The 26953-nt window shown below is 38.4% G+C and carries 27 protein-coding genes and 1 riboswitch; of the genes, 10 read left to right on the forward strand and 17 right to left on the reverse strand.

All coding sequences use genetic code 11. From position 1 onward, the window contains the following. Nucleotides 1-63: 63 nt before the first annotated feature. Nucleotides 64-1911 carry an asparagine synthase (glutamine-hydrolyzing) gene (gene asnB, locus J7E66_RS10075; RefSeq protein ID WP_214999681.1) on the reverse strand — a complete coding sequence of 616 codons (1848 nt, stop codon included), beginning with the start codon at nt 1909-1911 and terminating at the stop codon, nt 64-66. Between the two features lie 222 nt (nt 1912-2133). Here asnB and J7E66_RS10080 point away from each other — a divergent pair, with 222 nt between their 5' ends. Beyond that, nucleotides 2134-2697 carry a DUF2777 domain-containing protein gene (locus tag J7E66_RS10080; protein ID WP_168242466.1) on the forward strand — a complete coding sequence of 188 codons (564 nt, stop codon included), beginning with the start codon at nt 2134-2136 and terminating at the stop codon, nt 2695-2697. Nucleotides 2698-2741: 44 nt separating this feature from the next. Here the strand turns inward: J7E66_RS10080 and J7E66_RS10085 are convergent, their stop codons facing one another. Further along, nucleotides 2742-3770, reverse strand: coding sequence for a ThiF family adenylyltransferase (locus tag J7E66_RS10085; RefSeq protein ID WP_214999682.1), 1029 nt, complete (start codon nt 3768-3770; stop codon nt 2742-2744). A gap of 243 nt (nt 3771-4013) precedes the next feature. Between J7E66_RS10085 and J7E66_RS10090 the strand changes: the two genes are divergently transcribed. Continuing rightward, on the forward strand, nt 4014-5846 hold the full coding sequence (locus tag J7E66_RS10090; RefSeq protein WP_214999684.1) for an aldehyde ferredoxin oxidoreductase family protein: 1833 nt from the start codon (nt 4014-4016) through the stop codon (nt 5844-5846). An 85-nt stretch (nt 5847-5931) separates the two neighbouring features. Here the strand turns inward: J7E66_RS10090 and J7E66_RS10095 are convergent, their stop codons facing one another. The 6 genes from J7E66_RS10095 to J7E66_RS10120 form a co-directional block, all read right to left on the reverse strand. Next, complete coding sequence (locus tag J7E66_RS10095; RefSeq protein WP_214713210.1) at nt 5932-6204, reverse strand: MoaD-like domain-containing protein; 273 nt, start codon at nt 6202-6204, stop codon at nt 5932-5934. 1 nt (nt 6205) lies between these two features. Next, nucleotides 6206-6478, reverse strand: a complete 273-nt coding sequence (locus J7E66_RS10100; protein ID WP_214999686.1) for a ubiquitin-like small modifier protein 1 — start codon at nt 6476-6478, stop codon at nt 6206-6208. 127 nt (nt 6479-6605) lie between these two features. Beyond that, a complete protein-coding gene (locus J7E66_RS10105; RefSeq protein WP_214999688.1) occupies nt 6606-6965 on the reverse strand; it encodes a YisL family protein in 360 nt (119 codons plus the stop codon). Between the two features lie 140 nt (nt 6966-7105). Then, nucleotides 7106-8014, reverse strand: a complete 909-nt coding sequence (locus J7E66_RS10110) for a fumarylacetoacetate hydrolase family protein (protein WP_214999690.1) — start codon at nt 8012-8014, stop codon at nt 7106-7108. Between the two features lie 129 nt (nt 8015-8143). Further along, nucleotides 8144-8338 (reverse strand): hypothetical protein, encoded by a 195-nt coding sequence (locus tag J7E66_RS10115; RefSeq protein ID WP_214999692.1) that lies wholly within the window; start codon nt 8336-8338, stop codon nt 8144-8146. Continuing rightward, nucleotides 8335-9627 carry a TadA family conjugal transfer-associated ATPase gene (locus tag J7E66_RS10120; RefSeq protein WP_214999997.1) on the reverse strand — a complete coding sequence of 431 codons (1293 nt, stop codon included), beginning with the start codon at nt 9625-9627 and terminating at the stop codon, nt 8335-8337. Before J7E66_RS10120 ends, J7E66_RS10115 begins: the two co-directional genes overlap by 4 nt. A gap of 144 nt (nt 9628-9771) precedes the next feature. Continuing rightward, nucleotides 9772-9858, reverse strand: a riboswitch (cyclic di-GMP riboswitch). 260 nt (nt 9859-10118) lie between these two features. On the opposite strand from J7E66_RS10120, the gene J7E66_RS10125 reads away from it, so the two are divergent. From J7E66_RS10125 to J7E66_RS10150, 6 genes are read left to right on the forward strand one after another with little or no spacing between them, the layout of a single operon-like run. Beyond that, entirely contained in the window at nt 10119-10340 is a 222-nt protein-coding gene (locus J7E66_RS10125) for a spore germination protein (RefSeq protein WP_214999694.1), read from the forward strand. Nucleotides 10341-10358: 18 nt separating this feature from the next. Beyond that, nucleotides 10359-10580 (forward strand): spore germination protein GerPB, encoded by a 222-nt coding sequence (locus tag J7E66_RS10130; protein WP_214999696.1) that lies wholly within the window; start codon nt 10359-10361, stop codon nt 10578-10580. A 58-nt stretch (nt 10581-10638) separates the two neighbouring features. Beyond that, nucleotides 10639-11253, forward strand: coding sequence for a spore germination protein GerPC (gene gerPC / locus J7E66_RS10135; protein WP_214999698.1), 615 nt, complete (start codon nt 10639-10641; stop codon nt 11251-11253). Beyond that, the gene (locus J7E66_RS10140; RefSeq protein ID WP_168242447.1) at nt 11250-11426 is read left to right on the forward strand and encodes a spore gernimation protein GerPD; all 177 of its coding nucleotides are present in this window, start codon (nt 11250-11252) and stop codon (nt 11424-11426) included. The genes gerPC and J7E66_RS10140 overlap by 4 nt, the downstream gene beginning before the upstream one ends. A 5-nt stretch (nt 11427-11431) precedes the next feature. After that, nucleotides 11432-11845: a spore germination protein GerPE gene (locus J7E66_RS10145; protein ID WP_214999700.1), complete on the forward strand. Its 414-nt coding sequence runs from the start codon at nt 11432-11434 to the stop codon at nt 11843-11845. A 56-nt stretch (nt 11846-11901) separates the two neighbouring features. Beyond that, entirely contained in the window at nt 11902-12120 is a 219-nt protein-coding gene (locus J7E66_RS10150; protein WP_214999702.1) for a spore germination protein, read from the forward strand. Nucleotides 12121-12167: 47 nt separating this feature from the next. Here the strand turns inward: J7E66_RS10150 and addA are convergent, their stop codons facing one another. The 5 genes from addA to J7E66_RS10175 form a co-directional block, all read right to left on the reverse strand. Continuing rightward, nucleotides 12168-15962, reverse strand: coding sequence for a helicase-exonuclease AddAB subunit AddA (gene addA / locus J7E66_RS10155; protein ID WP_214999704.1), 3795 nt, complete (start codon nt 15960-15962; stop codon nt 12168-12170). Beyond that, a complete protein-coding gene (gene addB / locus J7E66_RS10160) occupies nt 15959-19441 on the reverse strand; it encodes a helicase-exonuclease AddAB subunit AddB (RefSeq protein WP_214999706.1) in 3483 nt (1160 codons plus the stop codon). The genes addA and addB overlap by 4 nt, the downstream gene beginning before the upstream one ends. A gap of 169 nt (nt 19442-19610) precedes the next feature. Next, entirely contained in the window at nt 19611-20165 is a 555-nt protein-coding gene (gene lepB, locus J7E66_RS10165) for a signal peptidase I (RefSeq protein ID WP_168242442.1), read from the reverse strand. Further along, nucleotides 20155-20820 carry a TVP38/TMEM64 family protein gene (locus J7E66_RS10170; RefSeq protein WP_214999708.1) on the reverse strand — a complete coding sequence of 222 codons (666 nt, stop codon included), beginning with the start codon at nt 20818-20820 and terminating at the stop codon, nt 20155-20157. Before J7E66_RS10170 ends, lepB begins: the two co-directional genes overlap by 11 nt. Before the next feature lie 39 nt (nt 20821-20859). After that, complete coding sequence (locus tag J7E66_RS10175; protein WP_168242440.1) at nt 20860-21795, reverse strand: LCP family protein; 936 nt, start codon at nt 21793-21795, stop codon at nt 20860-20862. A gap of 257 nt (nt 21796-22052) precedes the next feature. Between J7E66_RS10175 and J7E66_RS10180 the strand changes: the two genes are divergently transcribed. Continuing rightward, nucleotides 22053-22418, forward strand: a complete 366-nt coding sequence (locus tag J7E66_RS10180; RefSeq protein ID WP_088086020.1) for a YhjD family protein — start codon at nt 22053-22055, stop codon at nt 22416-22418. A gap of 21 nt (nt 22419-22439) precedes the next feature. Here J7E66_RS10180 and J7E66_RS10185 read toward each other — a convergent pair whose 3' ends face one another. Then, the gene (locus J7E66_RS10185) at nt 22440-23015 is read right to left on the reverse strand and encodes a competence protein ComK (protein ID WP_251032858.1); all 576 of its coding nucleotides are present in this window, start codon (nt 23013-23015) and stop codon (nt 22440-22442) included. 193 nt (nt 23016-23208) lie between these two features. Between J7E66_RS10185 and J7E66_RS10190 the strand changes: the two genes are divergently transcribed. Next, nucleotides 23209-23445 (forward strand): IDEAL domain-containing protein, encoded by a 237-nt coding sequence (locus J7E66_RS10190; protein ID WP_214999711.1) that lies wholly within the window; start codon nt 23209-23211, stop codon nt 23443-23445. 158 nt (nt 23446-23603) lie between these two features. On the opposite strand, the gene J7E66_RS10195 is transcribed toward J7E66_RS10190, so the two are convergent. From J7E66_RS10195 to J7E66_RS10205, 3 genes are all read right to left on the reverse strand, one after another. Next, complete coding sequence (locus J7E66_RS10195; protein ID WP_214999713.1) at nt 23604-23858, reverse strand: hypothetical protein; 255 nt, start codon at nt 23856-23858, stop codon at nt 23604-23606. Nucleotides 23859-24018: 160 nt separating this feature from the next. Continuing rightward, nucleotides 24019-25290: a M48 family metallopeptidase gene (locus tag J7E66_RS10200; RefSeq protein WP_214999715.1), complete on the reverse strand. Its 1272-nt coding sequence runs from the start codon at nt 25288-25290 to the stop codon at nt 24019-24021. 97 nt (nt 25291-25387) lie between these two features. Further along, entirely contained in the window at nt 25388-26950 is a 1563-nt protein-coding gene (locus J7E66_RS10205; protein ID WP_214999717.1) for a fatty acid--CoA ligase family protein, read from the reverse strand. Nucleotides 26951-26953: the final 3 nt, after the last annotated feature.

Genomic DNA, 26953 nt, shown 5'->3' on the forward strand with positions numbered 1-26953 from the left:
CATTTTAATCTAATCAAGTCCTTATTCCAAATTTTAATTCTTCGTTTTATCGGAAATTCCTTTTTAATTTACTATGTTAATATTGTAATCTTTAAACCATGTGTGGAGCTGCACAAGATATGCCAATAACTGTGGTCCTGTCATCAACTGCCCAAACCAAGGTTCTTGAAATGAATTTCCACCAGACTTGACGATACTCTCAAGCTGTTCTTTATTAAAAAATTCATGCAATGCTGAGGATTTATCTTGTAATATATTTTCCACCAGTTTTTGAACGGCAATGGTATAGGCAGGATTATGTGTTTTTGGATAAGGGCTTTTTTTCCGGTACAATACTTCCTCTGGTAATATACCTTCAAAGGCTTTTCTAAGAATCCCTTTTTCCCTGCCTCGATACATTTTCATCTCCCATGGGATATTCCATACATATTCTACAAGACGGTGATCAGCAAAGGGAACTCTGACTTCCAGGCTTGCGCCCATACTCATTCGGTCTTTCCGATCAAGTAATGTCGTCATAAAATTAATCATATTAATATAAAATAATTCTCTGCGCTTAGAATCTTCCCCGCTTTCACCCTCTAGCCTCGGGGTTTCGGCGACCGCTTGATAATACTTTTCCATGACATAGTCATTTAATTTTAATTTTTCCTGCCAATGCGATTTCAACAAATTTTGTCTTTCAGATACAGATCTCATCCACGGAAATCCTGGACGTTCTAAGTCTTGTTTTCGATGGAACCAAGGATACCCCCCGAAAATTTCATCCGCACATTCCCCTGAAAGGCTGACAACAAAATCCTGTTTGATTTCCTTACAAAACCACAGTAACGATGAATCCACATCAGCCATCCCTGGAAGATCTCTGACATGTGTAGCTTCCACCAAATCATTGACCAATTGCTTTTGAGTAATAATTTTGTTATGGTGCTTTGTATTAAATTTATCCGTTATCATTTGAATAAATTTCCCATCAGCATCCGGCTGGAATTCATTTGAAGAAAAGAATTTGTCATTACCCTCATAATCGATTGAATAAGTGTGTAACTGCCCCTTATTTTGGTCCTTGAATCCTTTTGCGGCAATGGCCGTGATGATGCTAGAATCTAGTCCGCCAGATAAAAAGGTACTTAGAGGAACATCGGAAACAAGCTGCCTTGTTACCGCATCGGTGACTAAATAACGGACCTTTTCTGCTGTTTCTTCCACATTATCCTTGTGTTCACCACTTTTTACATTCCAATATCTCCAAATTTTCAAACCATTTTTTGAAAATGTTAATGCATGGGCTGGTCTTAGTTCTTTAATCCCTTTAAAAACACCAGAACCCGGTGACCTGGAAGGGCCGATTCCAAAGATCTCAGCAAGCCCCTCTTGATCAATCTCTGTTTTCACTTCTGGATGGGCTAAAATAGCCTTGATTTCAGAAGCAAATACAAGCCCCTTCTTGTGTTCTCTGAAAAATAATGGTTTAACCCCTAAGCGGTCACGACTAATAAACAGCTGTTCCTTCTTACGATCCCAGATGGCAAATGCATAAATCCCATTTAAGTAATTTACACACTCTTCCGCCCATTCTATATAGGCAGATAATAGAACTTCTGTATCAGAATGACCTTTAAATGAATACCCTTTAGTATGGAGAACTTTGCGGATATCTTCTGTATTATATAATTCCCCATTGTAGCAAATGGTGTAATCGAAGCCGTCTTTTTGTTTGGACATTGGCTGCCTTCCCCCTTCAGGGTCGACAACAATAAGTCTCTTATGGCCAAAAGCGACATGTGTCTCAGACCAGATGTTGGTCTCATCAGGTCCTCTTTTTGCCAGTGTATTTGTCATTTTGGTAAGTGTACCCGCCTCGTTCTTAAGTGATTTATCAAAATTAATCCAGCCTGTAATACCACACATTTCCTATCACACTCCTCATTAACAGAACTGCTGTACATGAATTCATGTTTTTATAGTATTCAGCCCATGGGAAATGGTTAATTGTCCGAATAGAAAAGCGGAGGTCGATGGAGTAAGCCAACAATTCATATGATTTAAAAGATAATACTTTATCTTTCAGTTATAAAATTTCATGAAGATGTCTAAAAAGAATATGATAGCATCTGGGCACGGAGGTTAATAATGAATCGACAACAACGAATGAGACTTTACGATTTTCAGGAAAGAGCATATACAGAAGGAACTGTTGAACAAATTAATGAACAATGGATTTTTTTTGATGAGGAAACAGAAGAAGCTGAAATGTTAGATGATTACCTTCAGCAAGAAATAGAAGTCTTCCGAATGAATCGTTGGAAGAAAGGTAAATTGTATGAAACAGGAAAGGTCCGAATTGGAAACGAAGCAACGATGCTTCGCAACCATGATTTAGTAAGAATTAGGAAACATTTAATTTATTCACTTGAGCGGCTTTTAGATGGAATCAATGATGATGCTTTTTTTCAATTTGTGACCACTTTAAACTCCTTAAACTTTTCTATTTACGATTGCATCTATTGTTACAACCATTTATCCTTCTTATCGGACGAAAATCGAAAGGATGGAGTTAATTTTTTGGTTTTCGATAATCAAGAGCAAATTTGTAATGTCCAGCACCACTTTTGTTACTTTGAAAAAGTTAATGATCGATTTGAATTTACATTAAATACCGGAAAACGATTAGTGATCGAAAAAATGATATCATAAGAAAAAGGCTGGGGCAGCTCCCAGGCCTTTTTTTTGGTACCAATTTAGTTCCCGATGTATTTTGAATAAAGCAATTTTGCTTGGACCACATCATTTGTACCATGAATCAATACACGTGCATCTTTAAATACGACAATAGAAATATCTTCATCAGGAGTAAAACGGATTAAGTAGTCATTTCCTGATACTTTGCCACTTTTCTTGAGATTCGCAGCCAACTTTTTTACATCTAAGTCGCGATTATTTCTTGGATTGATTTGGACTGTATTACGCCCACAAAGTGTCGTATAGGCCACCTGAAGTTCCGAGGATCGATCTAAAAAATCAAATTGATGATTCACACATGTCGGACAATTAGGATTTCTCCCCTCCGAAAAATCCATTTGCATGGTGGTATAATCCCAAATATCAATTTGTTCTAGATTAGGTGTAGTCTTTTCATCAATTAATATTTTCATTGTTTCCATGACTTGAAAGGAACCGATAATATCCGTCAATGGTGACAATACGCCAACTGTATCGCAGGTTTCCCCCGTCCCAGTTGGGACATGTGGAAAGAGACAGCGGTAGCAGGGGGTAATTCCGGGTTTTATCGAGGCAAACATGCCTCTTGAACTAACAGCAGCACCATGAACCCAAGGAATTCCGTACTTTACGGCCACATCATTGATTAAAAAACGTGTCATAAAATTATCAGTGCCATCAACGATACAATTAAAATCCGTTAATAATTCTTCCGCATTATCTACGTTTAAATCAGCGATTACTGCATCGACTGTAACAGTAGAATTAATTCGATTTAATCTTTTTTTTGCAGCAATTACCTTGGGGAGCTGTAATCTTGCATCCTCTTCATCAAAAAGTGTCTGCCGCTGCAAATTTGATAGTTCAACCAAATCCCTATCAATTAACCTTATATAGCCAACCCCAGAACGAACCAGATGGTTCGCGATTACCGTGCCAAGTGCACCAACTCCGACAATTGCCACTTTGCTATTTTGCAATTTTATTTGTCCTGACTCCCCAATCTGTTGAAAAAGAATCTGTCTTGAATAGCGTTCTAAATCACTCATGATCCACCTCTTTCCTAAGTTAAACTGTAATCATGAACCGCAAAAGAAAAAGTTATATTACTATTATCTTACCAAATTATTTTTGATTGTCTTTGATAAATAATTTAATTTTTAAAATAATGAAAAAGAGATATAATAAATATTGGGTTTTAGTATAATTTGGGAGGAATCTCTTATAACAATATCTAATATTATAAGAGATTAGTATATATTTTTTAATATGGGAAAGAAGGGGGAAAAACTTTGAATCTAGGCGGTTTTAAAAACAAAGAAGTATTAGTCGACTTAACAAATGGTGTGGTTGATTACAGAGGAATCAACCAAGATGATGCAGTTAAGTACATAGGTGGTCGTGGCCTAGGGGTTAAGTATGTTTTAGATAACGGCCCTGAAGTCGAGCCATTATCAGCAGAAAATATCATTTGTATTATGACAGGCCCTGTCACAGGCTCACGTTCTTCGATGAGCGGACGTCTTTGTGTTGTTACTAAATCTCCGCTGACTGGCACTGTAACGGATTCACACATCGGCGGGTGGACTGCAGCGCGTCTCAAATGGGCAGGCGTGGATAATATTATTTTTTCAGGAAAAAGTGACAAGCCTGTATACCTATTTATTGAAGATGGTAAAGCAGAGCTTCGTGACGCTTCAAACCTTTGGGGAACTAGCACACGAGCCTTTATTCAAGCAATGAAAGACGAACACGGTGAAGAAGACCTAAGTGTTATGACGATTGGTCAAGCAGGTGAAAACACCGTCCGCTTTGCTGCATTTATTAATGAACATGACCGTGCTGCAGGCCGTGGTGGTACAGCTGCTGTTGCGGGCTATAAAAAATTAAAAGCAATTGTTATCAAAGCCGCTCAAAAAGGCAATATGCCACAACCAAAATTAGATACCAATTACAAAGATGCCAATAAAAAAGCTGTAAAGGCGATCCTTGATGGCGGCTTAACGGCTCCTAATAAAGGCGGATTATCCGTATATGGAACAAATGTATTAACCAACTTGATCAATGAAGTGGGAGCGCTTCCAACAAAGAACTCCCAATTAACACACTGGGATGAAGCCGAGAAACACAGTGGTGAATATTACAACACTAATTTACGTGTTGCTAACAAGACATGCCATGCCTGCCCGGTTGGTTGTAAAATTGAAGTAGAAGTAAAAGATGGGAAGTATAAAACACGAGTAGAGAGCATTGAATTCGAATCCGCTTGGTCACTTGGCTCCAACTGTTTATTAAGTGATGCAGAAGCGATTTCATTTATGATCGACCGCTGTAATGAATATGGTCTTGATACAATTGAACTTGGACATTGTTTCTCCGTTACAATGGAAGCTTTTGAAAAAGGGATTATTACCGAGGAACTAATCTGGGGCGACGCCGATTCTATGATTGAATTAACCAAAAAAATCGCCTTCCGTGAAGGATTTGGCGGCGTACTTGCTGAAGGGCCTGCACGTGCAACTGCACTTTGGGGTGCACCTGAATTATCAATGTCTGTTAAAGGCCAATCCATCCCTGCCTATGATCCTCGCGGCATTCAAGGTATTGGACTTGGTTACGCTACAAGTAACCGCGGTGCATGTCACCTTCGTGGGTACACTGTAGCCAGTGAAATTGCTGGTATTCCTGAACCAACTGACCGCTTAAAGCCAGAAGGAAAAGGCGAATTACTAAAAGTATTCCAAGATATGCTAGCATTCTCAGATTCTATGAATATTTGTAAGTTCTCATCCTTTTCGGAAAACGCAGAGCATTATGCGGAGCAATACAGTGCAATGACTGGAGTTCAACTAACAGCTGAGGATGTTATGAAGGCTGGGGAAAGAATCTATAATCTTGAACGTTATTACAATAACCTTGCGGGCTTTAATACACGTGAAGATGACTTCCTTCCAAAACGATTTACAGAAGAACCGGCATCTGGAAACAGTGCGGGCCATGTAAGCCGGATGGATATTATGTTAGAAGAATATTATCAAGTTCGCGGCTGGAAAGACGGACTCGTAACAGATGAAAAGCTTCGTGAATTAGGAATTATCGATCCTGAAGTAAAACAACCTGTCTAAGACATTACTTTAAGAAAGCTTCTGCACCTATGCAGAAGCTTTCTTTTAATACGTAGGTTTTTGACATCGCTAACGCTATTCTTAATCAGCCGCCAATTCTGGTTGTTTTATAGCGGTAATTTTTGATTAACACATCTAGAGCATGATCGTCATTTGCACAAAAACGCACTTGGACGGTATTCACCTTAAAACTTGAAGTAAATGAAATTTCCTCTTCGGAGAGTATTTGACCCTTCCAGTTATCCGCTTCATAGACGTAAGGGAACCTATCTGTTCTCTGTAAAGCACCAAGTTCTTCAAAATACATGCCAAGATGTTCAATACTAATACCACGAAACTCTAAATCTCTAATAACCATATCATCCCCCTGCAACTGGCGGAAAAAGAGCAAATTGATCCTTTTCTTCTACCTTAGTCTGAAGGTCATCAAGGTGGATGATATTTCTTCCGTTTACATAGACATGAACAAATGGAAGCAGTTCCTTTTCAGTTGTAAAGATTTCATCTTTTAATAGTGGAAACATTTCTATCATTTTATCAAGTACATCTATTACCCGTTCACCATCAGGCTGAACGGCTACTGTTACCCCACCGCATATTTGCCGGAGATTAGCAAACACTTTTACGAGCATATGGATCTCTCCTCTCTACTTATTTCAATATTAAAACCAAACTAAGCAGTTGTCACGTTGTTTATCATTTTCGCAAATTTTAAAAGGCTGCCGATATGCTCGGCAGCCTTTACTAGTTACATTAGGTTTATGGGTGTAAAAATGACATTGGTAATTTTGCAAAGCCTAGGTATAATACAAGCACCCATGCAATGATAAACTGAATCCAGAATACAGAAGTTCTTCTGTTATTAGCCACACGTCCAAGGATCGTTTCAAATAATCCGATTATCCATAGACCTACAACCGCTTTTAAAATATACCACACGTCAATTCTGTAAACCGAAAACAGAAGTCCTACACCTGTTGCTATTATAACTAAGTATAATACTCGTAAGATCATTTGTAGAATTTTAAATCCTTTTGCTTTTCCACTTTTATGTAAGGAAATGGCAACGAAAAATAAAATTAAAGCTAAAACCCATGCAGTGATATGACCGTGAATCAATACAGTACCTCCTAATGAATGAAATTCATTTATTTCGACCTTATCATACCATAAAACATTAATAAAAACGAAAAAAGTAAGTCAATCTAGTAACAAACATGGATATGTTACCCTACTATTTTGAGGTGTTTAAAGAGTGCCTATTGCTTAATGGTATTTTTAAGTGTTCCGATTTTTTCAATGGTGACTTCCATCTGATCGCCAGGGGATAAAAATTTAGGAGGCTTAAACCCTTTTCCCACCCCTGCTGGTGTACCGGTCGCAATAATATCGCCTGGTTCAAGTGACATTCCGGCTGAAAGAACGGAGATAACCTCCTCAATTGGAAAAATAAAATTCTTTGTATTTGAGTTCTGTCTTACTTCCCCATTTACTCTTGTTTCTATATGTAAATGGTTTGGATTTTCAATCACACTTTTATGGACAATCCATGGTCCCATCGGACAGGTAGTATCTAAGCTTTTACCAATGAAAAATTGCTTGTGTCTTGATTGTAAGTCTCGTGCGGTCACATCATTCAGAATGGTATAACCAAAAACGTAGTCGAGAGCCTCCTCTTTTTTTATCGCCCTTCCCTTTTTACCGATGACGACAGCTAGCTCCCCTTCATAATCAAGTTGATTCGTTACATCTTGATGGTTTAGGACTGTTTCATTCGGTCCAATAACTGTTGTTGGGGCTTTCGTAAAGACCATTACATGTTCCGGGATATCTGCTTCACTTCCCATTTCAATCGCATGCTCTGCATAATTTTTTCCTACACAGAAAATATTCTTGTTTGGTCTTGGAATAGGAGCTAGCAAGGTAACTTTCTCCAAGGAGACATATAAAGATGCAGCATGCGCACCACTAATTACCCAATCATGCAAACCTTGGACTTGTTCGATAAAACTTTCTCCTAAATCGATACATTCCTGCAATGAAGATGGGAAACTTCTCTTCCCTGTCCTTGCTTCTTCAGCAGGATTTAGTAAAAGGACTTTTGATTCATCTTGGTCTAATAAACCAACAAATGTTTCTTGATTACGTTCTACTGTTACAAATTTCATGTTTTCACCTCAATTTATAGTAATCACACTTACCATATTAAAAGAAACAGATGAACCGAACAAATAAAAAGAATTAAAAAAGGCTGAACCCTAATTAAATGGAATCAGCCTTAACTATTTTTAAAAGTATCAATAAATTGGATGATTGCTGGTCCTAATTTTTTGCTTCCTTTTCCCCGGGCATTCTCTTTTTACATCGTTCATTGATAAGTAATGCTGCACTCGATCCTGAACCTTAATTTCTGATAAAAACAACACCTTAAAGATAGACCAGAATAATATAATCGCCGTTAATAAGAAAAAAATCAGGAGCAGTCCAATCATTGCCGCCACTCCTCATTGTCTATAAACACGGACGACGGAATTTGAATTCCAGATGCCTCTAGACGATCATAAAATTTAGGGCGGACACCGGTCGGTACAAGCCTTCCGATTATTTTCCCTTCTGAGTTAAGTCCTTCTTGTTTAAAAGAGAAGATATCTTGGAGAACGATAATTTCTCCTTCCATCCCTTGTACCTCAGTTATATTGACAATTTTTCTTGTTCCGTCCTTTAAACGTGTTTGCTGTATAATCACATCAATTGCCCCGGCAATTTGCTCACGTAGTGCTTTTATCGGCAAATCTACACCAGATATAAGAACCATTGTTTCCAACCGAGCAATCATATCTCTTGGACTGTTTGAGTGCCCTGTAGCCAATGAACCATAATGTCCCGTATTCATTGCCTGCAGCATATCAAGCGCTTCTCCTCCACGTACTTCCCCGATAATAACGCGGTCTGGTCTCATCCGTAGTGAGTTCCTGACAAGATCTCTAATGGAGATGGCTCCTATACCTTTTATATTGGGCGGACGTGACTCTAGGGATATCACATGCTCTTGTCCTAATTGAATCTCGGCTACATCCTCAATAGTTACGATTTTTTCATCATCTGGGATAAAATTTGACAAAACATTGAGTGTGGTTGTTTTGCCAGATCCTGTTCCTCCGCTGACAAACATATTTAACCGTGCTTTCACACAAGCATCTAGAAAGATAGCCATTTCCTCTGTGACTGTTCCTAAGTTAATCAAATCTTCAATCTGGTAGGGATCCTTTGAAAATTTCCTGATTGTTATAGTTGGTCCATTTAATGCCAAGGGGGGAATGATTGCATTAACACGCGATCCATCCGGAAGCCTGGCATCTACCATTGGAGAACTTTCATCTATTCTTCGTCCCTGTGGGGCAACGATTTTGTCTATTACACTCATGACATGTTCATTGTCTCGGAATTGAACTGGCGTTAACACCAACTTCCCTTTTCGTTCACAGTAAACTTGGTTGGGTCCATTCACCATTACCTCTGAAACATCTTCATCTAAAAGGAGGGAATTAATTGGTCCGAAACCAGTTAGGTCGTTGATTAGCTCATCATCTACTTTTTTTCGATCAATTTGCCCGCGGAATTCTTCATCTTCTTTTATTATTTCGACTGTCATTCCGTCAAACTTTGGAATGATTTCCTCAATTTCTTGCTCTTTTAACTCTTGCAAAATTTTCTTATCAAGAACATTCTTTAATTCCTGATGTTTGTTAGCTTTTTTCGCCTTTTCATTTTCCTCGTCCATTAAAGGTGTCTTCAACAATTTTCACCTCCGTGAAATAGAAATAGCCCCACCTTTACCAAAGGGGGGATAGAATTCATAGAACAACCATATATACATAGAAAACCTATGCAGACATATAATATCTATTTTGAAACACCCTGATCTTTCGTTAACTGGCTGGCTTAGTGCAAATGCACCTTAGCCCCTGTAGCTTTGCGTCACTGATTTTCATCAGCTTTGCCTTTATCGAGACTCAGTGTTTATTTTTCCGACTGATCTCATCATCACATAATAGAACGTTTTACCCTTATCGGATATCCTACTATTTTATCATTTTGCATTGTGAACCATAGGTTAATTGAACTATTTTCATCCATACCCCTAAAAACAAATAAATAAAAGTGTAAATAAACTTAAATGACCTCGGTTTCCAATATATTTGGGCGAATCAATCACATTACCTGTGCCCATACATAGGATGTAGAAGATACTATGAAAAAAGGGTGTTGAAAATGCCAGCGATTGTTGGAGTTGCACAGGTCATTACACTTGGCAGCAGTTCTGTTTTCCATATTGGAGATGTTTATAAAATTATGCCATTTTCCAATGCAAAAACCTTTTCCGGTGCTGGTTCCTTTAACACAGGGGATAGCTTACGGCTCCATAATAATGTTAGTTCCACGAATACCAATGATCCAGATGTATATGATCAAGGAATTGCACTTAATGCTTAATGAATGGGTGATTTTCAAATGAATTTCTATATCCAGCAGTCCATTCAGATTAATTTTATTAAAATTGGCGGGATTACCAATTCCTCCGTCCTACAAATAGGCAGTGCGGGGATTATCAAACCTACATCTCATTTATATAATACCGGTGGATTTACACAACCCGCACCAAAAACTTCAGGCTCTTTATTAGGGACACCAGCCGTACCATTACAGGCTGCTGTAAGAGAACAAGATAGGTAAGCTCCCTATCATATAGAAATCGATAAACTTATTGGCGAAATAATTGTGAGGTGATTACATGTATCAGGATTATTCCCAATATCTTCAATGGCTGCAGAGGTGTATTCAAGCACAGGAGCAGCGAATTCTAACTTTAGAGAACGCTCTCCAAAAAATGAAAGAAGATATCAAACAATTAAATGAAAAAAAAGCCATCCATGTTGATAAAATTGAATATAAATTTGATCAATTGAAAGTTGAGACTCTTGAAGGAACATTAAACATAGGTCTAAACCCATCAGAATTATCAGGAATCGAGGACTTCGCAGTACAAAATCAATCCTTAACAACACCAATATCACCCAAGGATCAAATGCAAAGATCAATGAAAATCGAGGAAGCTATTTACAGATATTTAGAAACAGATTTACCTCAATTAGTTGAAAATGCCCAAAGGGAATTAACCGTTCAACCGAATGATGAATATTTATCGTTCATAAAACAAGACATCATTAAACAGCTTCCTATCAGGATTGAACAACATATAAACGCCCATTCCTCCGGCAGCCGCTCTTTTGAAAATGCGCCTTCGGACGATTTAGTTATTGAAGCATTAAAAAAGGAAATTCAAAATGGGGTATTTGTTTTTTTCAGCAATTTACCTGAAAATATGAAAGGGATGAAAACAGAATGAACTTCGAGGTTTATAACCGAGAACTCTTTGTCCAAAACATAAAAATCACTGGGGTGGCAAGCTCATCGTTAGTAATGGTGGGAGATACGGAAACGATCCAATTGGCCTCAACCTTTGATACCCCTGCAGAATCGCTAATCATAGGTCCGTTTGTTCCCCTATCACCGGAGTGACCATCATGTTGCAGAGAACCTCTTGTGTAGACACTATTAATATTAGGATTGCCTCATTTTCCTCTACGGTACAGCTAGGGGATTCCTGTATCATTAATGGACTTTCAACAGCAATCGCTGTCCAAAGGGAAGCTGAAGTATTTTATGGAAATGAGGGGAATTTATCCTCTTATCGAGTCTTTTCCGAACCTATTCCTTTTCTACCTATCAATGAACCTTTTTCATACTCCCGTCAAAATCCAAACCCACTAATTAAGGTAAGTAAAATTGATATTATCGGGATATCATCAGCTTCCCTTTTACACGTTGGGAACAGCCGCCATGTTTCTATGGAGGCTAGAGTTAAGCATATTCGACAGTTACTTCCTATTCAAAGAAAAGAAGAAGAAGAAGTAGTAGAAGAACAGGGACAAAGATAAAAGCATAAGTTACTTTAAGAGAAAATGCCGGGAATATACTAAAAAGGATGTTTGTCATGCCAGCGATTATTGGTCCTGTCCAAATCCTTCACGTAAGTGGAGGTATAGTGCAATTTGGAGATACCGTGTATATCTCTCCTAAGAGCACCTCAAAGACAAATGCTGGTTCAGGTGCATTTAATACTGGTGGATTTATCGTATCGAATTCCGGATTAAGTGGAACCAATGTTCTTGATACCAAGTTAATTGACCAGCCAATTGTCGGGAATAATTAAAAAATGACATAAACCATCCTAAATGGTCTATGTCATTTTTTGTTCGTTTAATCTTTTTCAACCTTCAAAATATGAGCTCCATCAAAGAAAAACAAGTACTTTTCTGTGACCTTTCTTTTCCATATTTGTTCAATTGCTCTTGTATATAAGTTAATTTGCATCTTGTAACGGTCTTCAAGTATGGACTTTGCTTGGTCAAACCCACCTTTATACCTGTCGGAAATTTGATCCGTTTTATAATCGACCAAAATAAGACCGTTTTCTTCCTCAAAGACACAGTCAATGATCCCTTGTACAAAAACAGATTCTTCTTCATCCTTCCAAGTGGGGTACACATCACGAGCAGGCATGGAAAGGGTAAAGGGAACCTCTCTGTTGATTGCTTTTGCGTTAAAATATCTAATCCCTAAATCTGAATGAAAGAATTGAACAATTAAATTTTTATCAATGACCTCTGCTTGGTCAGAGGTTAACAATTCGTTGTTTACCATCCATGTTAACTGTTCCTGGAGAGATTCTTGACTAACTGAATTGGTTAAATCTACGTGCTGCATAACCATATGCATGGCAGATCCCCTTTCAGCTGGACTTAATTGCTTTTCCTGCATAAATTTCGGGCGTTTAACTATCGACTTTTTATAGCGATTCACATGGTTCACAAGGTCCGTCCCACTTTGTTCATCTGCCATTTCTCTTTGGCGTTTCATTTCAGAAACGGATTGCTTGGAGCGATGGGCTGCGGCACTTGGGAAGGAATATTCCCAGTCTAAGCGCGACTTAATATCTTCAACAAATGGCGACGTGGCTGGGACATGTTCCCCTTTTTGGACCATTTCAAGAAATTGGTCTTCATTCATTCCGATTTCTAATTCCGTCTTTTTGATTTCTTCTGCACTTATTAGTGAAATTTTCCATGAAGAAGGATGACTTGTAATTTCCTCAGGAACAAGGGCATTTCCCGTACCACTAAGCCTTAGTTCATTGGCGTCCTGATGGCGAACAAGCGCTGGTCCAATCCAGTCAATATAGCTTGAAACCGCTGCCCGCTCATAATCCTTTAACAACCATTCTGTATGGGAGGAAACTTCATTCCATTGGTCGATTTTTTTTTGCGCATCTTTAAGCGTAGCCGTTAAATAAAGTTTTTCTTTCGCCCTTGTCATCGCCACATATAACACGCGCATTTCTTCCGCGAGCATCTCCATTTTCTTTTTTCGCTTAAAAGCAATTTGCGGTAAGGATGGGTAAGAAATCCTTTTTTCCGCATTTACATACTTAGATGCAAATCCGTATTCTTTATCAAGCATATATGGTTTCCGAACATCAGCCATATTAAAAGTCCGTGCCATTCCCGCCATGAATACAACGGGAAATTCAAGTCCTTTACTACTATGGATGGTCATAATCCGAACAACGTCTTCTTGCTCACCAAGTGCCCTTGCTGCACCAAGATCGTCCCCTCTTTCAATCATTCTCTCGATAAAACGAAGAAACCTGAACAGTCCACGGAACGATGTTTGTTCGTATTGTCTAGCTCTGTCATATAATGCCCGTAAATTAGCTTGGCGCTGTTTTCCCCCTGGTAAACCGCTGACAAAGTCATAAAACTGGGTATCACGGTAGAGCTGCCAAATTAACTCCGATAACGAACCCTGTCTTGCCACCCCGCGCCACTCTGTTAGAAAGTCATAAAAGCGGCGCAGCTTTTCGTAAAATTCGGCCGTATTTTTGGCTTCTTTACTCTTGCAAAAAGCGGTAACAGCCTCCCAAAAAGAACCTCGCTTCTGATGAATGCGGATGATTGATAGTTCTTCTTCGTTCAACCCAACGATGGGTGAGCGTAAAACAGCTGCAAGCGGTATGTCTTGGAAGGGATTATCAATAACTCGTAGTAATGAAATCATAATTGCCACTTCGGTTGCATTAAAATACCCCGTTGAAAGATTAGCATAAATAGGAATCCCTTGTTGCTTAAACTCTTCGATAATTTGCGGAGCCCAAGTCATTGAACGGAGCAGGATAACTGTATCCCGATACATAAACGGCCGATTGGATTTGGTTTTTGTAGTATATACCGGTGCTCCATTTGCTACTAGCTCTTTTATTTTAGAAGCAATTATCCTCGCTTCGAGTTGGGATTGTTCAAGACCGATAGCATCAAATTCTTCTAGTTCTGACACCTCTGTCTTGCCTTCCGTTACAGGCGACCCATTATCCTGGGCATTTTGATCAATAAGCAAAAGTTCTACCGGATAGGGCTCATCGTCTGGATACGGTGCGCCAGCACGCAACTCTGCCGCCTCATCGTATTCGATTTCACCAACTTTAATCCCCATAATTTGTTTAAATAAATAATTGGTTGCATCGAGAACTTCTTTTCGGCTTCGGAAATTTCTTGCTAGATCAATACGTAGTCCCGTAGAATCTCCGTCGGCTTTAAAGCGATTATACTTGCCTAAGAAAAGGTTCGGCTCAGCCAAACGAAAGCGATAAATCGACTGCTTAACATCTCCGACCATAAACATATTACCATTCAACTCATCCTTTTTAGTTACAAGCTTTAGGATGGTTTCCTGGACCATATTAGTGTCTTGATATTCATCGCAATAGACCTCTTTAAAATGCCTTTGGTAAGCGAGTGCCGCCTCGGATGGAAGAAATTCTCCCTCTGCTGAGATTTCCTTTGTCAAAATTGCAAGGCAGTTATGCTCTAAATCTGCATAGTCTACAAGCCCTTTTTCTCTTTTTACCTTTTCAAACCGCAGAGAAAATTCTTTGACAATATGAACTAGCGTTTCTATTAACGGCCGCATCTCATCCATATCACGTAAAAAGCTTTCAGGCTTTCGCGTAAATAGCTCTTCTTTGATATCTTGGATTTTTTTCTTCGCTTTTTCTCGAAGTTTTTGGGCCTTCTCTGTCAGCTCTTTATCATAGTGGTCACCTTTCACTTGCTTTGCCCGTGAAAAAGACCAGGTCTGCATTGCTTGATATAGAGTTTCCCATGAGTCCTGCTTGGCAAGAAGAAGAGTATCAATTATCTTTAAATCATCTAAAAAGTTTTCAGCTCTCGGTGCCGGTCCGCCAGGGAGCTTTGTTACTTCTAATCCCCGCTTAATCATTTCTCTGGAAGCTTCTAGTTGCAACTCAATATCAAAAAGAAGTGCCTGAATAAAGGAGAGTTCGGCTAGATTATTAATAGCTGAAACATCATACATACGAATGATTGACTTTAAATATTGGTCCGGTAAGGGATTGGAGCGAGCAAAATCGTATATCGACCGTACAATATCCATTAATGCAGCATCACTGCGATCACTTGTGAATGAATCGACCAAGTTGAAGAATGCCACATTATCTTTTTTCCCGTATTCTTCTTCAAACAACTCATCCATCACTTCATCTCGGATTAATTGTGCTTCTGTTTCATCGGCAATTCGAAATCCAGGATCGACATCGATTAAGAAATAATACTTTCGAATCACTTCCATACAAAAGGAATGAAGTGTTGAAATCGATGCTTTATTTAATAAGCTCAGTTGCTTTCTTAAATGGCGCGACCACGGGTCTTCATCAATGGCTTTTTCTAATGCTTCCCCAATCCGATGGCGCATTTCTGCAGCAGATGCATTCGTAAAGGTCACCACCAATAATTCATCGACATTCATCGGGTCTTCTTTTGACAGGATTTTTTGGATCATTCTTTCCACTAGGACAGCCGTTTTTCCCGAACCTGCTGCTGCTGCCACTAGGATGTCTCGATCCTTTGACATAATTGCTTTCCATTGGTCGTCTGTCCATGTCACGTCTTCTGGTTTAGGGGGTATGACGAAATTTCTCAAGGTTGACGTACCTCCTTCCTAATTAGTTCTAAAACATCTTCCTTCGAGTGTGGTGTGAGAACCCGGAATTGATTCGTTTCAATTGATTCATCAAATTGACATACTGATTTATAAGAACAAAATGTACAAGGTGTTTTGTCCTTTAATTTATAAGGAGCAATGTCTATTTGACCATCAATAATGGCGTTACCTGTTTTCTGATATAAATTCCGGACATACGTTTTCAAATCGTCAAATTCCGATAAACTGGCAACCTTGGATTTTTTGGATAAATTTCCATCTTTTTTTATTCCTGCGGCAATAATATGCGAATCACCAGATTCAAGTGTTTGATCCATAAGCCGGATCACATTTTTATCGCTTAACATTAATCCATTCATCTTAAACTTTTTCATCATTTCCTTTTCAATTTCATCAATCGTTAGCATTTTAGTTGTATTAATGAATGGATTATGGACGTGAAAATAGAGGACACCCGCAGGACTAGCTTTCATCTCAACCAATTCATTCGAATGGGTCATGACAATATCAAGGTAGGTTAACATTTGCAGGGCAAGTCCATAATATACTTCGCTAAAATTGACATCCTTTTCACTTGATTTATAATCAATCACTCGTAAAAAGACGCTGTCGTCTTCCGCTTTTGCCTGATCGACTCTGTCAATTCTTCCGGCCAATTCCATTCTCTTTCCATTTTTCAGTAAAAATGTTAGTGGCGGCAGTTTTCCATTGGGTCCAAAGCCTAATTCCAAACCAATCGGTGAGAATCCACTTACCTTTGCATGCTCACTTAAAACGACAGAAGCCCGTGTAATAATTTGCTCCAATTTCCGTTTAATATAATGATGGCGCTCTGAGCTTAACAATATTTCGTTTTGCAGTTTAGGGGCTAGTGACTTGACCGCTTCCTTAGAAAGGGTTTCACATTGTTTCCTCGATAGCTCGGCCCAAGAAAGGTTTTGTTCATTCACAATATCTGCAATCTGCTTTAATGCCGCATGAAACAGCTCCCCAATATCCGGAGCCTCCAAACGAAAAACTTGCCTGTCACGAAGCTTTAGTCCATGCTGAGCGAAATGAGAAAATGCGCAGGAGTTATATAATTCCATTCTAGAAACACTGGCTTGAATGGCCTCACCATATAATTCATCCGCTGAGTCTTTAGAGAGCTGTACGGCTGAATTTGTATAAAAAAGGCTTGAAAACACTTTTTGAGCTTTGGCCTTTCCCGAACTTCCAAGGTAATAGTTATATACATCCCACCATAAATTTGAAATGGGGTACCCTCGCATTTTCCATTGAAGCTGCGCATTAAGGAAAGATAACGTCGTTGTAAAATTTGAAATAAAGCCTAGTTGACTGGGCTCCGAAACTTGTGATGGGTCTGTCACATAAAATAGCTCATTAGCATTAGGAAACATATCTTTTATTCTCTTAATATACGAAGAAGGAATTAACGCTTTTCCTTCATCATTCGCAAGTGGATAACTAACATAAAGGGCTTCTGATGGTGCTGTAAAAGCTTTATAAGCAAGAAAATTTTCATCCAGCAAACTTGTCCGGCTGCTTGGTGCGATTTTGACACCTGTTGCTAGGAGCATTTCCCTGTCTTCATCAGAGAGGATTCCTTCATCAGATATTTTTGCAGGCAAAATTCCTTCATTAACACCAACTACGAATTCTACTTTGATTTCATTTAGCCTTGATTTTTCTAAATCCCCAATCAGTACCTGATCAAGTGCCGGCGGAATAAGTGAAAAATGTAAGGATTCAAATCCTGACTCTAAAACAGCAGCAAACGCCTTTAATGTGACTTGCTCTTCCCCTAGAATTTCAACGTATTGGTCCAGGAGATCAATCACGGCATTCCATACTTGTTCATGCTCCCGCATTTTTACAAGATTACCTTTTTCTTCGGCAGCTGCTTTCCATTTTTCAAGCTTTGTTGGGGCATCCAATTCCTCTAGCAGCAAATAGATGGCTTCACAAAATTTTCGGCCTGAATCCGCTTTTTTCAAACGTCTTGATAACCGTAAAATGGGTGCAGTTACCATAAGCTTTAATTCATTTAACTCTTGTTCCATTTCTTTTTCAAGGTCTGTTTGCGAGTTTACCTCTAATTCCAGTCCTCGAATACGTCGATAGCTCCAACGCTCTTTTTTCGTCCATTTACTTCCGTTAATTCCGTAAGCTAAACAATAATTCTCTAGTTTATCCATTTTCTCACGCATTTTTGCTGGCTTTTCTTGCAGGGGATATAGCAATTCTGTCTTGATCATTCTGAACACCGGCTCATAGCGCCAGTAGGAATTAATGACTTCAAGGCTTGAGCGAATGAATTCAATCAATGGATGGTTCAGCATCGTTCTTTTTTGGTCAATAAAATAGGGAATCTGATAATCGTCGAAAACTGGTTCAACAATCTCATGATAGTCCCCACCATTTCGAATTAATAAAGCGATATCCCGGTACCGGTATCCCTTTGTCCTGACTAATTGGAGAATCTCTCTTGCAATCCCTTCAATCTCAGCTCTACGGTTTACGGCTTGGCAAATATTAATTTTTGTCTCACCAACATATGATACTGCAGGCCGGGCATCAAATTTTTCTTCAAAATGACTTAAAGACGGCTCTGTCCATTTTCTTTGTTCTTTTAGAACAACAGACTGCTCGATTTCAATTCCATTAGCTTTAGCTAAATCATAGAGAGAATAACTAGTCTCACCTGATAAGCGAAACAGATCAAGCTCGTCCGATGGAGAATTAATCGAGAGGTGATCAGTCGTCAATGCAATTGAAACGTTTTTACAATGTTTCATCAATTCGATCATTACTTGATATTCCTGCGGTGAAAAACTATAAAAACCATCAATATATATTTCTGCATCTTTTAAATATGAAGAGAAGGATACTTTCTCGGATAGGAGTTGAAAGTAATCCTCCGAATCGATATATTTACCAAATACTTCGTCCTCAAACTTTTTATAGATCATTTCTAAATCTTGAAGTTTATCATTTAAGGCATTGGTATCTTCACCCGATAAGGATGAGCCTTGAATTAACTCCTCTGGCCTAATACAGTAACGTTTAAATTCTGTTATCATTTGCTCAAGCTTTTGGATAAAACCATTCTTATCTGCAGCTCGCTGAAAAAGCTTTAGTTGTTCCTTTTGCTCATCGATGATTTTGCGTATTAACATACTCATCCCGACGCTACTTAAATGTGTTCGGCTAATCCCGCCTGTTTCTTGCAAGATACGCCACGCCAAGCGGGAAAAACTATAGACTTGGGCACGAATCATTCCGCTAATTGCCGGGTCAGTTGCCAAGCGATATTCAGATAAAAACGTCATCTGCTCTGGAACGATATAAATGATCGGTGTCCCATCTGGTTTTTCCACAAGCCGCCCCTTTATTTCATCAAGGAACATAGCAGTTTTTCCGCTTCCTGACCGACCGATTACCATTCTTAATGACATGTAAAAACCTCGCTTTCCACAACCACTCATAAACTTTATAACTCCCATTCTATCATAAAACAAGCACAAACGTTTGTATTGCCATAAAACAGATTAGAGGCAGAAATGGTAATTTTATGACAGAAAAAAACACGATTTAATCATCGTGCTCCTCCCTTAAACTATTCACCTAAAAATGGACGTCCATTTCATTTAATGGCCAATAACGTAAATCAACTTTGCCGACAACTTGACTAGCTGAGATAAAACCGAATTGGCGGCTGTCCCAACTACCTAATCGATTATCACCAAGGACAAACAATTTCCCATCAGGAACTATATTTTCACCGGTTATTTCCTTTAAACTGAAATCTCCAGTAATCCTGATTCCAGGTGATTTTTGTTTATAAACATTTAAAAATGGCTCCTCATACTTGTGCCCATTTATATACAATAGATCATCTCGATATTCAATTTTATCCCCTGGCAGCCCAATAATACGTTTGACAAAGTCCTCTTTTTCATTGGCATGAAAAACGATGACATCAAATCTGTTCAATTCCCCGACTTGATAACCAAGCTTGTTGACTACCAGTTTGTTACCATCTTGTAGCGTCGGCATCATCGATTCGCCTTCTACCACATAATTTGAAAAGAAAAATGTACGAATAAAAGCAAAAATAATGATACCAATCGCAAAAGCCTTCGCCCATTCCATGCCTTCCTTTTTCCATTCAATCTTCATTAAAGCTCCTCCGTTTCTCCTGCTTATAATTTCTATCTATTTCACCATTATGGTCAGTTTCCCTGCCCTTATTCATTCTGCCTTCAATTCTTTTACCAACATACCAAAGAATGAAAATAACAAGCAAAACTACAACAGTCCGAAGAGGCTTCGTCAGTAATGACTGAATATCATAGCCAACAAAACTAATCGTGAAAATCATCACCATTTTCCCAATACACACGGACAGCATGTATTGGGAAAATCGAATTTTGGAAAGACCAGCGACAATGTTAACAACTGCCGAGGGTGTAAATGGAAAACAAAGCAGTAGAAAGAGTGGGCCAAACCCATGACGATCTACCCAGTCCATTAGCTTACGGACTTGAGGGTGCTTAGGTAAAAAGGATAATAACCTTTTTTGCCCATACCTTCTAATAAGCGAAAATACGAGCATTGCCCCGATACAGGCTCCAAGCCATGAATACAAAAATCCTAACCAAAGTCCAAAGGCACTGGCATTAGCCATTACAAATAAAAACAATGGGAGAAATGGCAAGAATGCTTCAATGACAATAAGCAATATGCCTGGTATGGGTCCAAGGGCTCGGTATTCTTGAATAAGACTCATAATATGTTCAAGTGTAAACCATGCTTTTAATGATTCAATATCCATCCGGTTTCTCCTCATTTTTACTAATAGCTGTGCCTATGATTACTTTGTAATAAATTGATGGAGTGCCTCTTTATTTTTTTCGACATCGATCTCTAATACGGCTCCCTCCCCTGAAATTCGAGCATCGGAATAGCTATTTTCAACAGGAATCCGTAACGTATCGATATTTCCTCGATCATTCGAAAAGAAATCTTTAGCCATAAATGTTATGTCGGAAGTGCTCATATTTGTATTCACATAAGGCGTGACAACTCCAATTAGCTTCGGGAGTTTTGGAATCGTTTGGAGGCCCATCAATTGGTCCCCAATGGCCTTAACCGCTTTTTGTTGACGTTCTACCCTTCCAAAATCCCCAATCGCATCATGACGGTAGCGGACATACCCGAGCATTTCTGCTCCATTTAATTTTTGCAGACCTGGTTCTAAAGTGACATCAATATTTTTTGACATTTTCTTTTCCACATCTATCTCTACACCATTGGGGAATGCTTCATCAATTAGTTGCACAAATCCTTGAAAGTCCACAATGACATAGTATTGGAGGTCAATATCAAAATTTTGCTTAATCGTTTGTCTCATTAATTCCGGACCACCGCGTGCGAATGCGGAGTTAACTTTATGCTGTCCATGCCCCGGAATCTCAAGGTAACTGTCCCTCATAATAGAAGTTAGTTTAAATGTTCCTTTGTCTTCATTATAATGAACAATCATGATTGTATCTGCCCGAGATTTTTCCTTTCCTCTAGCATCACTACCAAGCACGAGGATATTTGTCCCCCCATACTGATCCTTTTTTCCTTCGAAAGCATAGACAACATTTGATGCTTTGTTATTCATTTTTTTTAATGATTGGTTAACGCCCTGCTTGTATTGATAATAAGCATAACCTGCCCCTGCACCTATTAGCAGTAAGAAGACAAGTAAAACGGATGGCCATCTTCTCTTTTTCTTGGTTTGATATTTATCAGATCTCATTGTTTATCACCTATTCATCCAGGTTTTTTATTCTCCTGTTTTTTTTTTCAGGGTTTCTTCATTTAATTCATTTTCCCCTATCAGATATCCTTCTATTAATAAAAACTTTCTCATATATCAACTAAACATTTCAATAAATAAAACTCGCCCAATGACGAGTTTTTGTAAATGGAAAGTCCTATTGCTTTTGACGGTTCTTTTTTGTAAAATAAAGAAGAACGTTTGTTCGACTGATATGGAAAGGTGTGACTGAAAAAATGACCAGAATCCCCGAAGATGATCGAGACATAATGGAAAAGGCTATGTATTTACCAATGGTTCTAATTATCTTAAACAGGGATTTAACTGTAGTTGCAAATAGCCCGTTTAAATTAAAACAACCATATTTGGATTTGATTGAGGAAACGATGAAGGAGATCCAAAGGGAACTTGCTGAGGTAAAACTATATATGAAAAAGAATAAACTTCAGGTGATTGAAACAAAACGGGACGATGCTTTTACGTTATACAGGTTTATTTATAAAGGCTATGAAGAAAATCATAATTACTTTAATCCAAGAATCCGCAACAAAGTCCAAGAATTAATGGAGGCCTATTTATTAAAAAAACATCTGTCCCGTTAATAGTTAAGAAAATTCAACCCTTTATTTCGGGTCTTTAGAATGGGATTCAGCATCATATTCACGGGATCTTTCCAAGGCATTTAACGACTGGGGCCCGTTTGGCTGATAAAATAACTTTCTCCCATTACTTTCTATTCTTTGCAAAAGTTTTGTTTTTAGTAATGAGGTTCTTAACATTTGCCCTTCAATTGTACCAATTGGAACTGGAAAAACGTGAGATTCCTTATTGCGGAAAATAATCATCGTTTTCTTAGAGGATACGCGACGATAACACTCCACATGCTCAAGTGAAATCCATATACACTCAGGAGTTAGCGGCGATACGGTAGGAAAAAAATAGATGTGGTTAGTTGGTTCAATAACAATTGGGATTTTTCGAGAATAGCCAATAAGTTGCCTTGTTCCCTTTTTCCTGCTTTCGTAATCAACACCAAAATAAACGCAGCCTTTTTTGATGATATCCAATGGCTTAAAGGGTGACAAGAATTCATCTTCTAATTCTACAGCACGTGAATAAATTTTCCCTCCATATGTCACCGGTTCTACAAACATCGTCCACGTATTTATCTCATATTCTTCGATCCCCGGATGCTTCAACCCATTCAACTCCTTTTCCTATTATCCACCATATCTTACCACTACTGGTTTTTAATTCCCTCACTTTTCTGAATTGTTCCTAATTTATTCACAAAATTCATGTCAAAGAAATATTTATCAGAAAATTATAAAAACTAATGATATTCTTCAAAAAAAAACCATATAATTTTAAAAAGCAACAGAGGTGATTTTCATGAATGAAAAATCATACACGGAATTAATGAAACTAGGAGCCATGAAGCGAAATCGTCTGAAAGAGAACTTCGTCCAAGATTTATACATCGAAATACTTTTGTCCGAAATTCAGCTAAAAGTAGAAAAAGAAAAATTATTACAGAAAATTGATGTGGCCATTGATTGTCAAGACAAAAAGTCATTCCTCCTTCTATCCGGACAGCTCAATGAAATTAACAAACGATTTGGAACGTAGAAATTTGTTAAAGCCGTCATAGATTGACGGCTTTTTTATTGTATAAATAAAAAATGCGAATTTATCCACAATAGGATAAACCCGCACTTTTCAATCATCTCTAGTAGCTGTGAAACTAAACAACGAAGGAAATCACAACTATTATCAGAGGACAGTAATTAAGAACGAACGAAGATTGAAACCCCAAAGTCTCCAAATCTTTCTTGGAACACTCTGTCAAAGCCATTTGCTACAAGGCACTCACGAGCACGTGATAATCTGCGGCCCGGTACTAAGCGTCTTTGGCAAGGATTTGCAGTTCCAACAACTTCAGCTTCGACAATTCTGCGAGTTGTAATGCCATTGTTAGTAACTACTTCCCAAAGGATTGCTACAACATCTGGTGGACGAGTATTAGTCATTTCGCTTATCATAATCACCCCCTTATCTTACGTCTTATATATTAAATGTAAGAGACCGAAGGCTTGTCTGATGAAATAACATATTTTTGTAAAAAAAGTTTTGAAAATTTCTTACACACAAAAAAAAGACTGTAGACATATCAAAATGTCTCAGCCTTCTCATGGATTGTATTTATTTGTTCCTATGTTTAACTTCATAATCTTCAAGCATCGAAATTCTATCAAGCATTGAAGGATGGGTATAGCGGAAAATTTTCACCAATAGCGGTGGATTTACTTGACTTAATCCAGAGCGGGTTAATTCCTGAAAAGAAGTAATCGCTGCTTCTGGATTTTTGGTCATCTCAATGGCATATTTGTCAGCGCGAGTTTCCTGATAACGAGAAGTAAAATTCGTCAGTGGACTTGCAGCAAATAGGAGCATCGAAAGAATCATAAAAAATAATGGGAGTGATCGGATATCTCTAACGTCTGAGATATTTAACTCCTTGCCCCAGCGTCTTGTTGCCCAATTCATAATCCGATAGGTCAAATACAATCCGAGCAGCGAAATTAGCAAATAGCCTGCAATTCCAAAGTAAATATGTTTCTCGACATAATGGCACATTTCATGAGCCATGATAAATAAAATTTGATCATCTGTTAATTTATTTAAGGTAGTATCCCACAGGACAATCCGAGCATTAGAGCCAATTCCTGTAACATAGGCATTTAAAGCATTCGTTTCCTCTGACTTATTCACTTCAAAAACATGTTGTGCTGGAATATCAGCCTTATCGGCCAAAGCCAGTATCTTCGTTTCCAATTCCTTATTTGTTAATGGATAAAAGTCATTGTATAACGGGTCAATAACAACTGGCTGGAGAAACATCATAAATAATGTAAATGGAATCGATAAAAGCCATCCATATAGCCACCACCGCTTTTGACTTTTCTTCATGAGCCAGTATAATACGGGGACAATGATCAACCATGTCCCATAATTAAGCCAAAAGTCAATCAACTCATCCTTCATCCAGGAAGCAAAGGTTTGAGTTGAAATATTATACGTTTTTGATAATGAAAAACTAATATAACTTAGAGGAAATGTCGCCAAATAAGCGAATACCGATAACCAAATAAGATAAATGGCTGTTTGAAGCAGCTTATACTTTGATGAGTTTTCCGCCCAGCGCTTGAATGTCTTGGAAAAACCAAATAATAAAATTAAGAAATATAAAAGCCATTCAAACGGAGTAGATAGGAAAAATAATAAATTCCTTATTTTTGAATACTCCTCGCTCAGCATAAGTTCCCTGCCATTTAAAAAGGTCGCCGGGTCCGCCTTTGATCCTTCGTATTCAAATGGCAGGTTTGTAGCGGCAAAATGGAATAAATACCAATAAAAAAATAATCCATATAGAATGTAGCCCATAACCGCATAGACACCCATTTTTCTAGCCATGATTTGTCCCTCCTTTGTGTACAGACTCTCTATACTTAGTTTAGTTAAAAAAGGACAAATTAGAACTGTAAAAGTGACCTGCCCAACTATTTAAGAATTAGTTACTGACAGTTTTGGCTACTTGTTCCTTTAGTGCCCTCCTTAATATTTTCCCAGTTGTATTCTTTGGAAGTTCTTCGATAAATTCAATCGAAGATGGAAGTTTATATTTGGCCAAGTGTTCCCTGCAATAATCGAGTAATTGTTCTGCCGTTAGCCCTGGATTCTTACTTACAACATAGGCTTTAACAGCCTCACCAAGATTTGGGTCTGGAACACCGAGGACAGCCACCTCTACAACATCCAAATGGTTATAAATAACCTCCTCCACTTCTCGTGGGTAGACATTATAACCGCCAACAAGGATTAGATCCTTTTTTCGATCGACAATGTAAAAATACCCATCTTCATCCATTCTAGCGAGGTCACCGGTATGAAGCCACCCATTCCGAATGGCCGCCGCCGTCTCTTCTGCCATTTTATAATACCCCTTCATTACATTGGGACCACGAACAATAAGTTCACCCACCTCACCAACGGGTACTTCTTCACCAAGCTCATTTAGAATTTTATTTTCGACACGCAGGATAGATGTTCCAATGGAACCAGGCTTGCGCGGGCGGTCTAGCGGATTAAAGCAAGTAACAGGTGAAGCCTCCGATAATCCATAACCTTCAGATACTACAACATTAAACTTTTGTTCAAAATTCTTTAAAAGGGCAACAGGCAATGAAGCTCCTCCTGAAATACATAAGCGTAAGGATTTTAGGTCTTCAGGATTACCATCAGGAAATTGGAAGAGGAAATTAAACATGGTCGGGACACCAGCAAAAACAGTCGCCTGATTATTCTTGATAAGTTCAAAAATTTCTTTTGGACTAAATTTGGGTGCAATTAATAGTGTCGCCCCACTTAATAATGGTGCATTTAAAGCGACTGTCAAGCAGAAAACATGGAACATCGGCAGAACCGTTACTATTCTATCATCAGGATTCATTTTCAAATATTCGCTGACATCTTTAGCATTACTATACAAATTATTATGGGTTAACATAGCACCTTTTGGTTTGCCAGTTGTACCCGAGGTATAAAGAATAATGGCTGTATCATCGTCTTCGAGATTTGGTCCCTTAAAGTTTAATTCTCCAGAAGCCACGATCGCTGTAAACGATTTCATTTTTGAAGAGCCTGAGAGGTTTTCAATTTTCGACTCTATTCTGCTATTTGGGGTCGTTTCACAAAAAATATAATTCTTAATTTTAGGCAGGAAAGTATGCACTTTTTCGACTAACGGGATAGCTAGGTCAAGCGCGATCACTACTTTGACATCGCCATTATTTAATATGTAACTAATCTCATCTGCAGTATAAATGGGATTCACGGGAATAACAGTTACCCCTAACCGTAAAGCTCCATATAAGCTGATCACAAAGTGAGGTGAGTTACCCAACAATAATGCGATATGATCCCCCTTTTTCACCCCTAATTTTTCAAGACCCGATGCAAATTTCGTAATGGCCCCATTCAATTCAGCATAAGTACATGCTTGGTCCATAAAATAATAGGCCGGTTTAGTCGAAAAGTTCTTCGCAGATTCTTCAAACTGTGATAAAAGATTCATATT

The organism is Bacillus sp. ISL-7, from assembly GCF_018613065.1.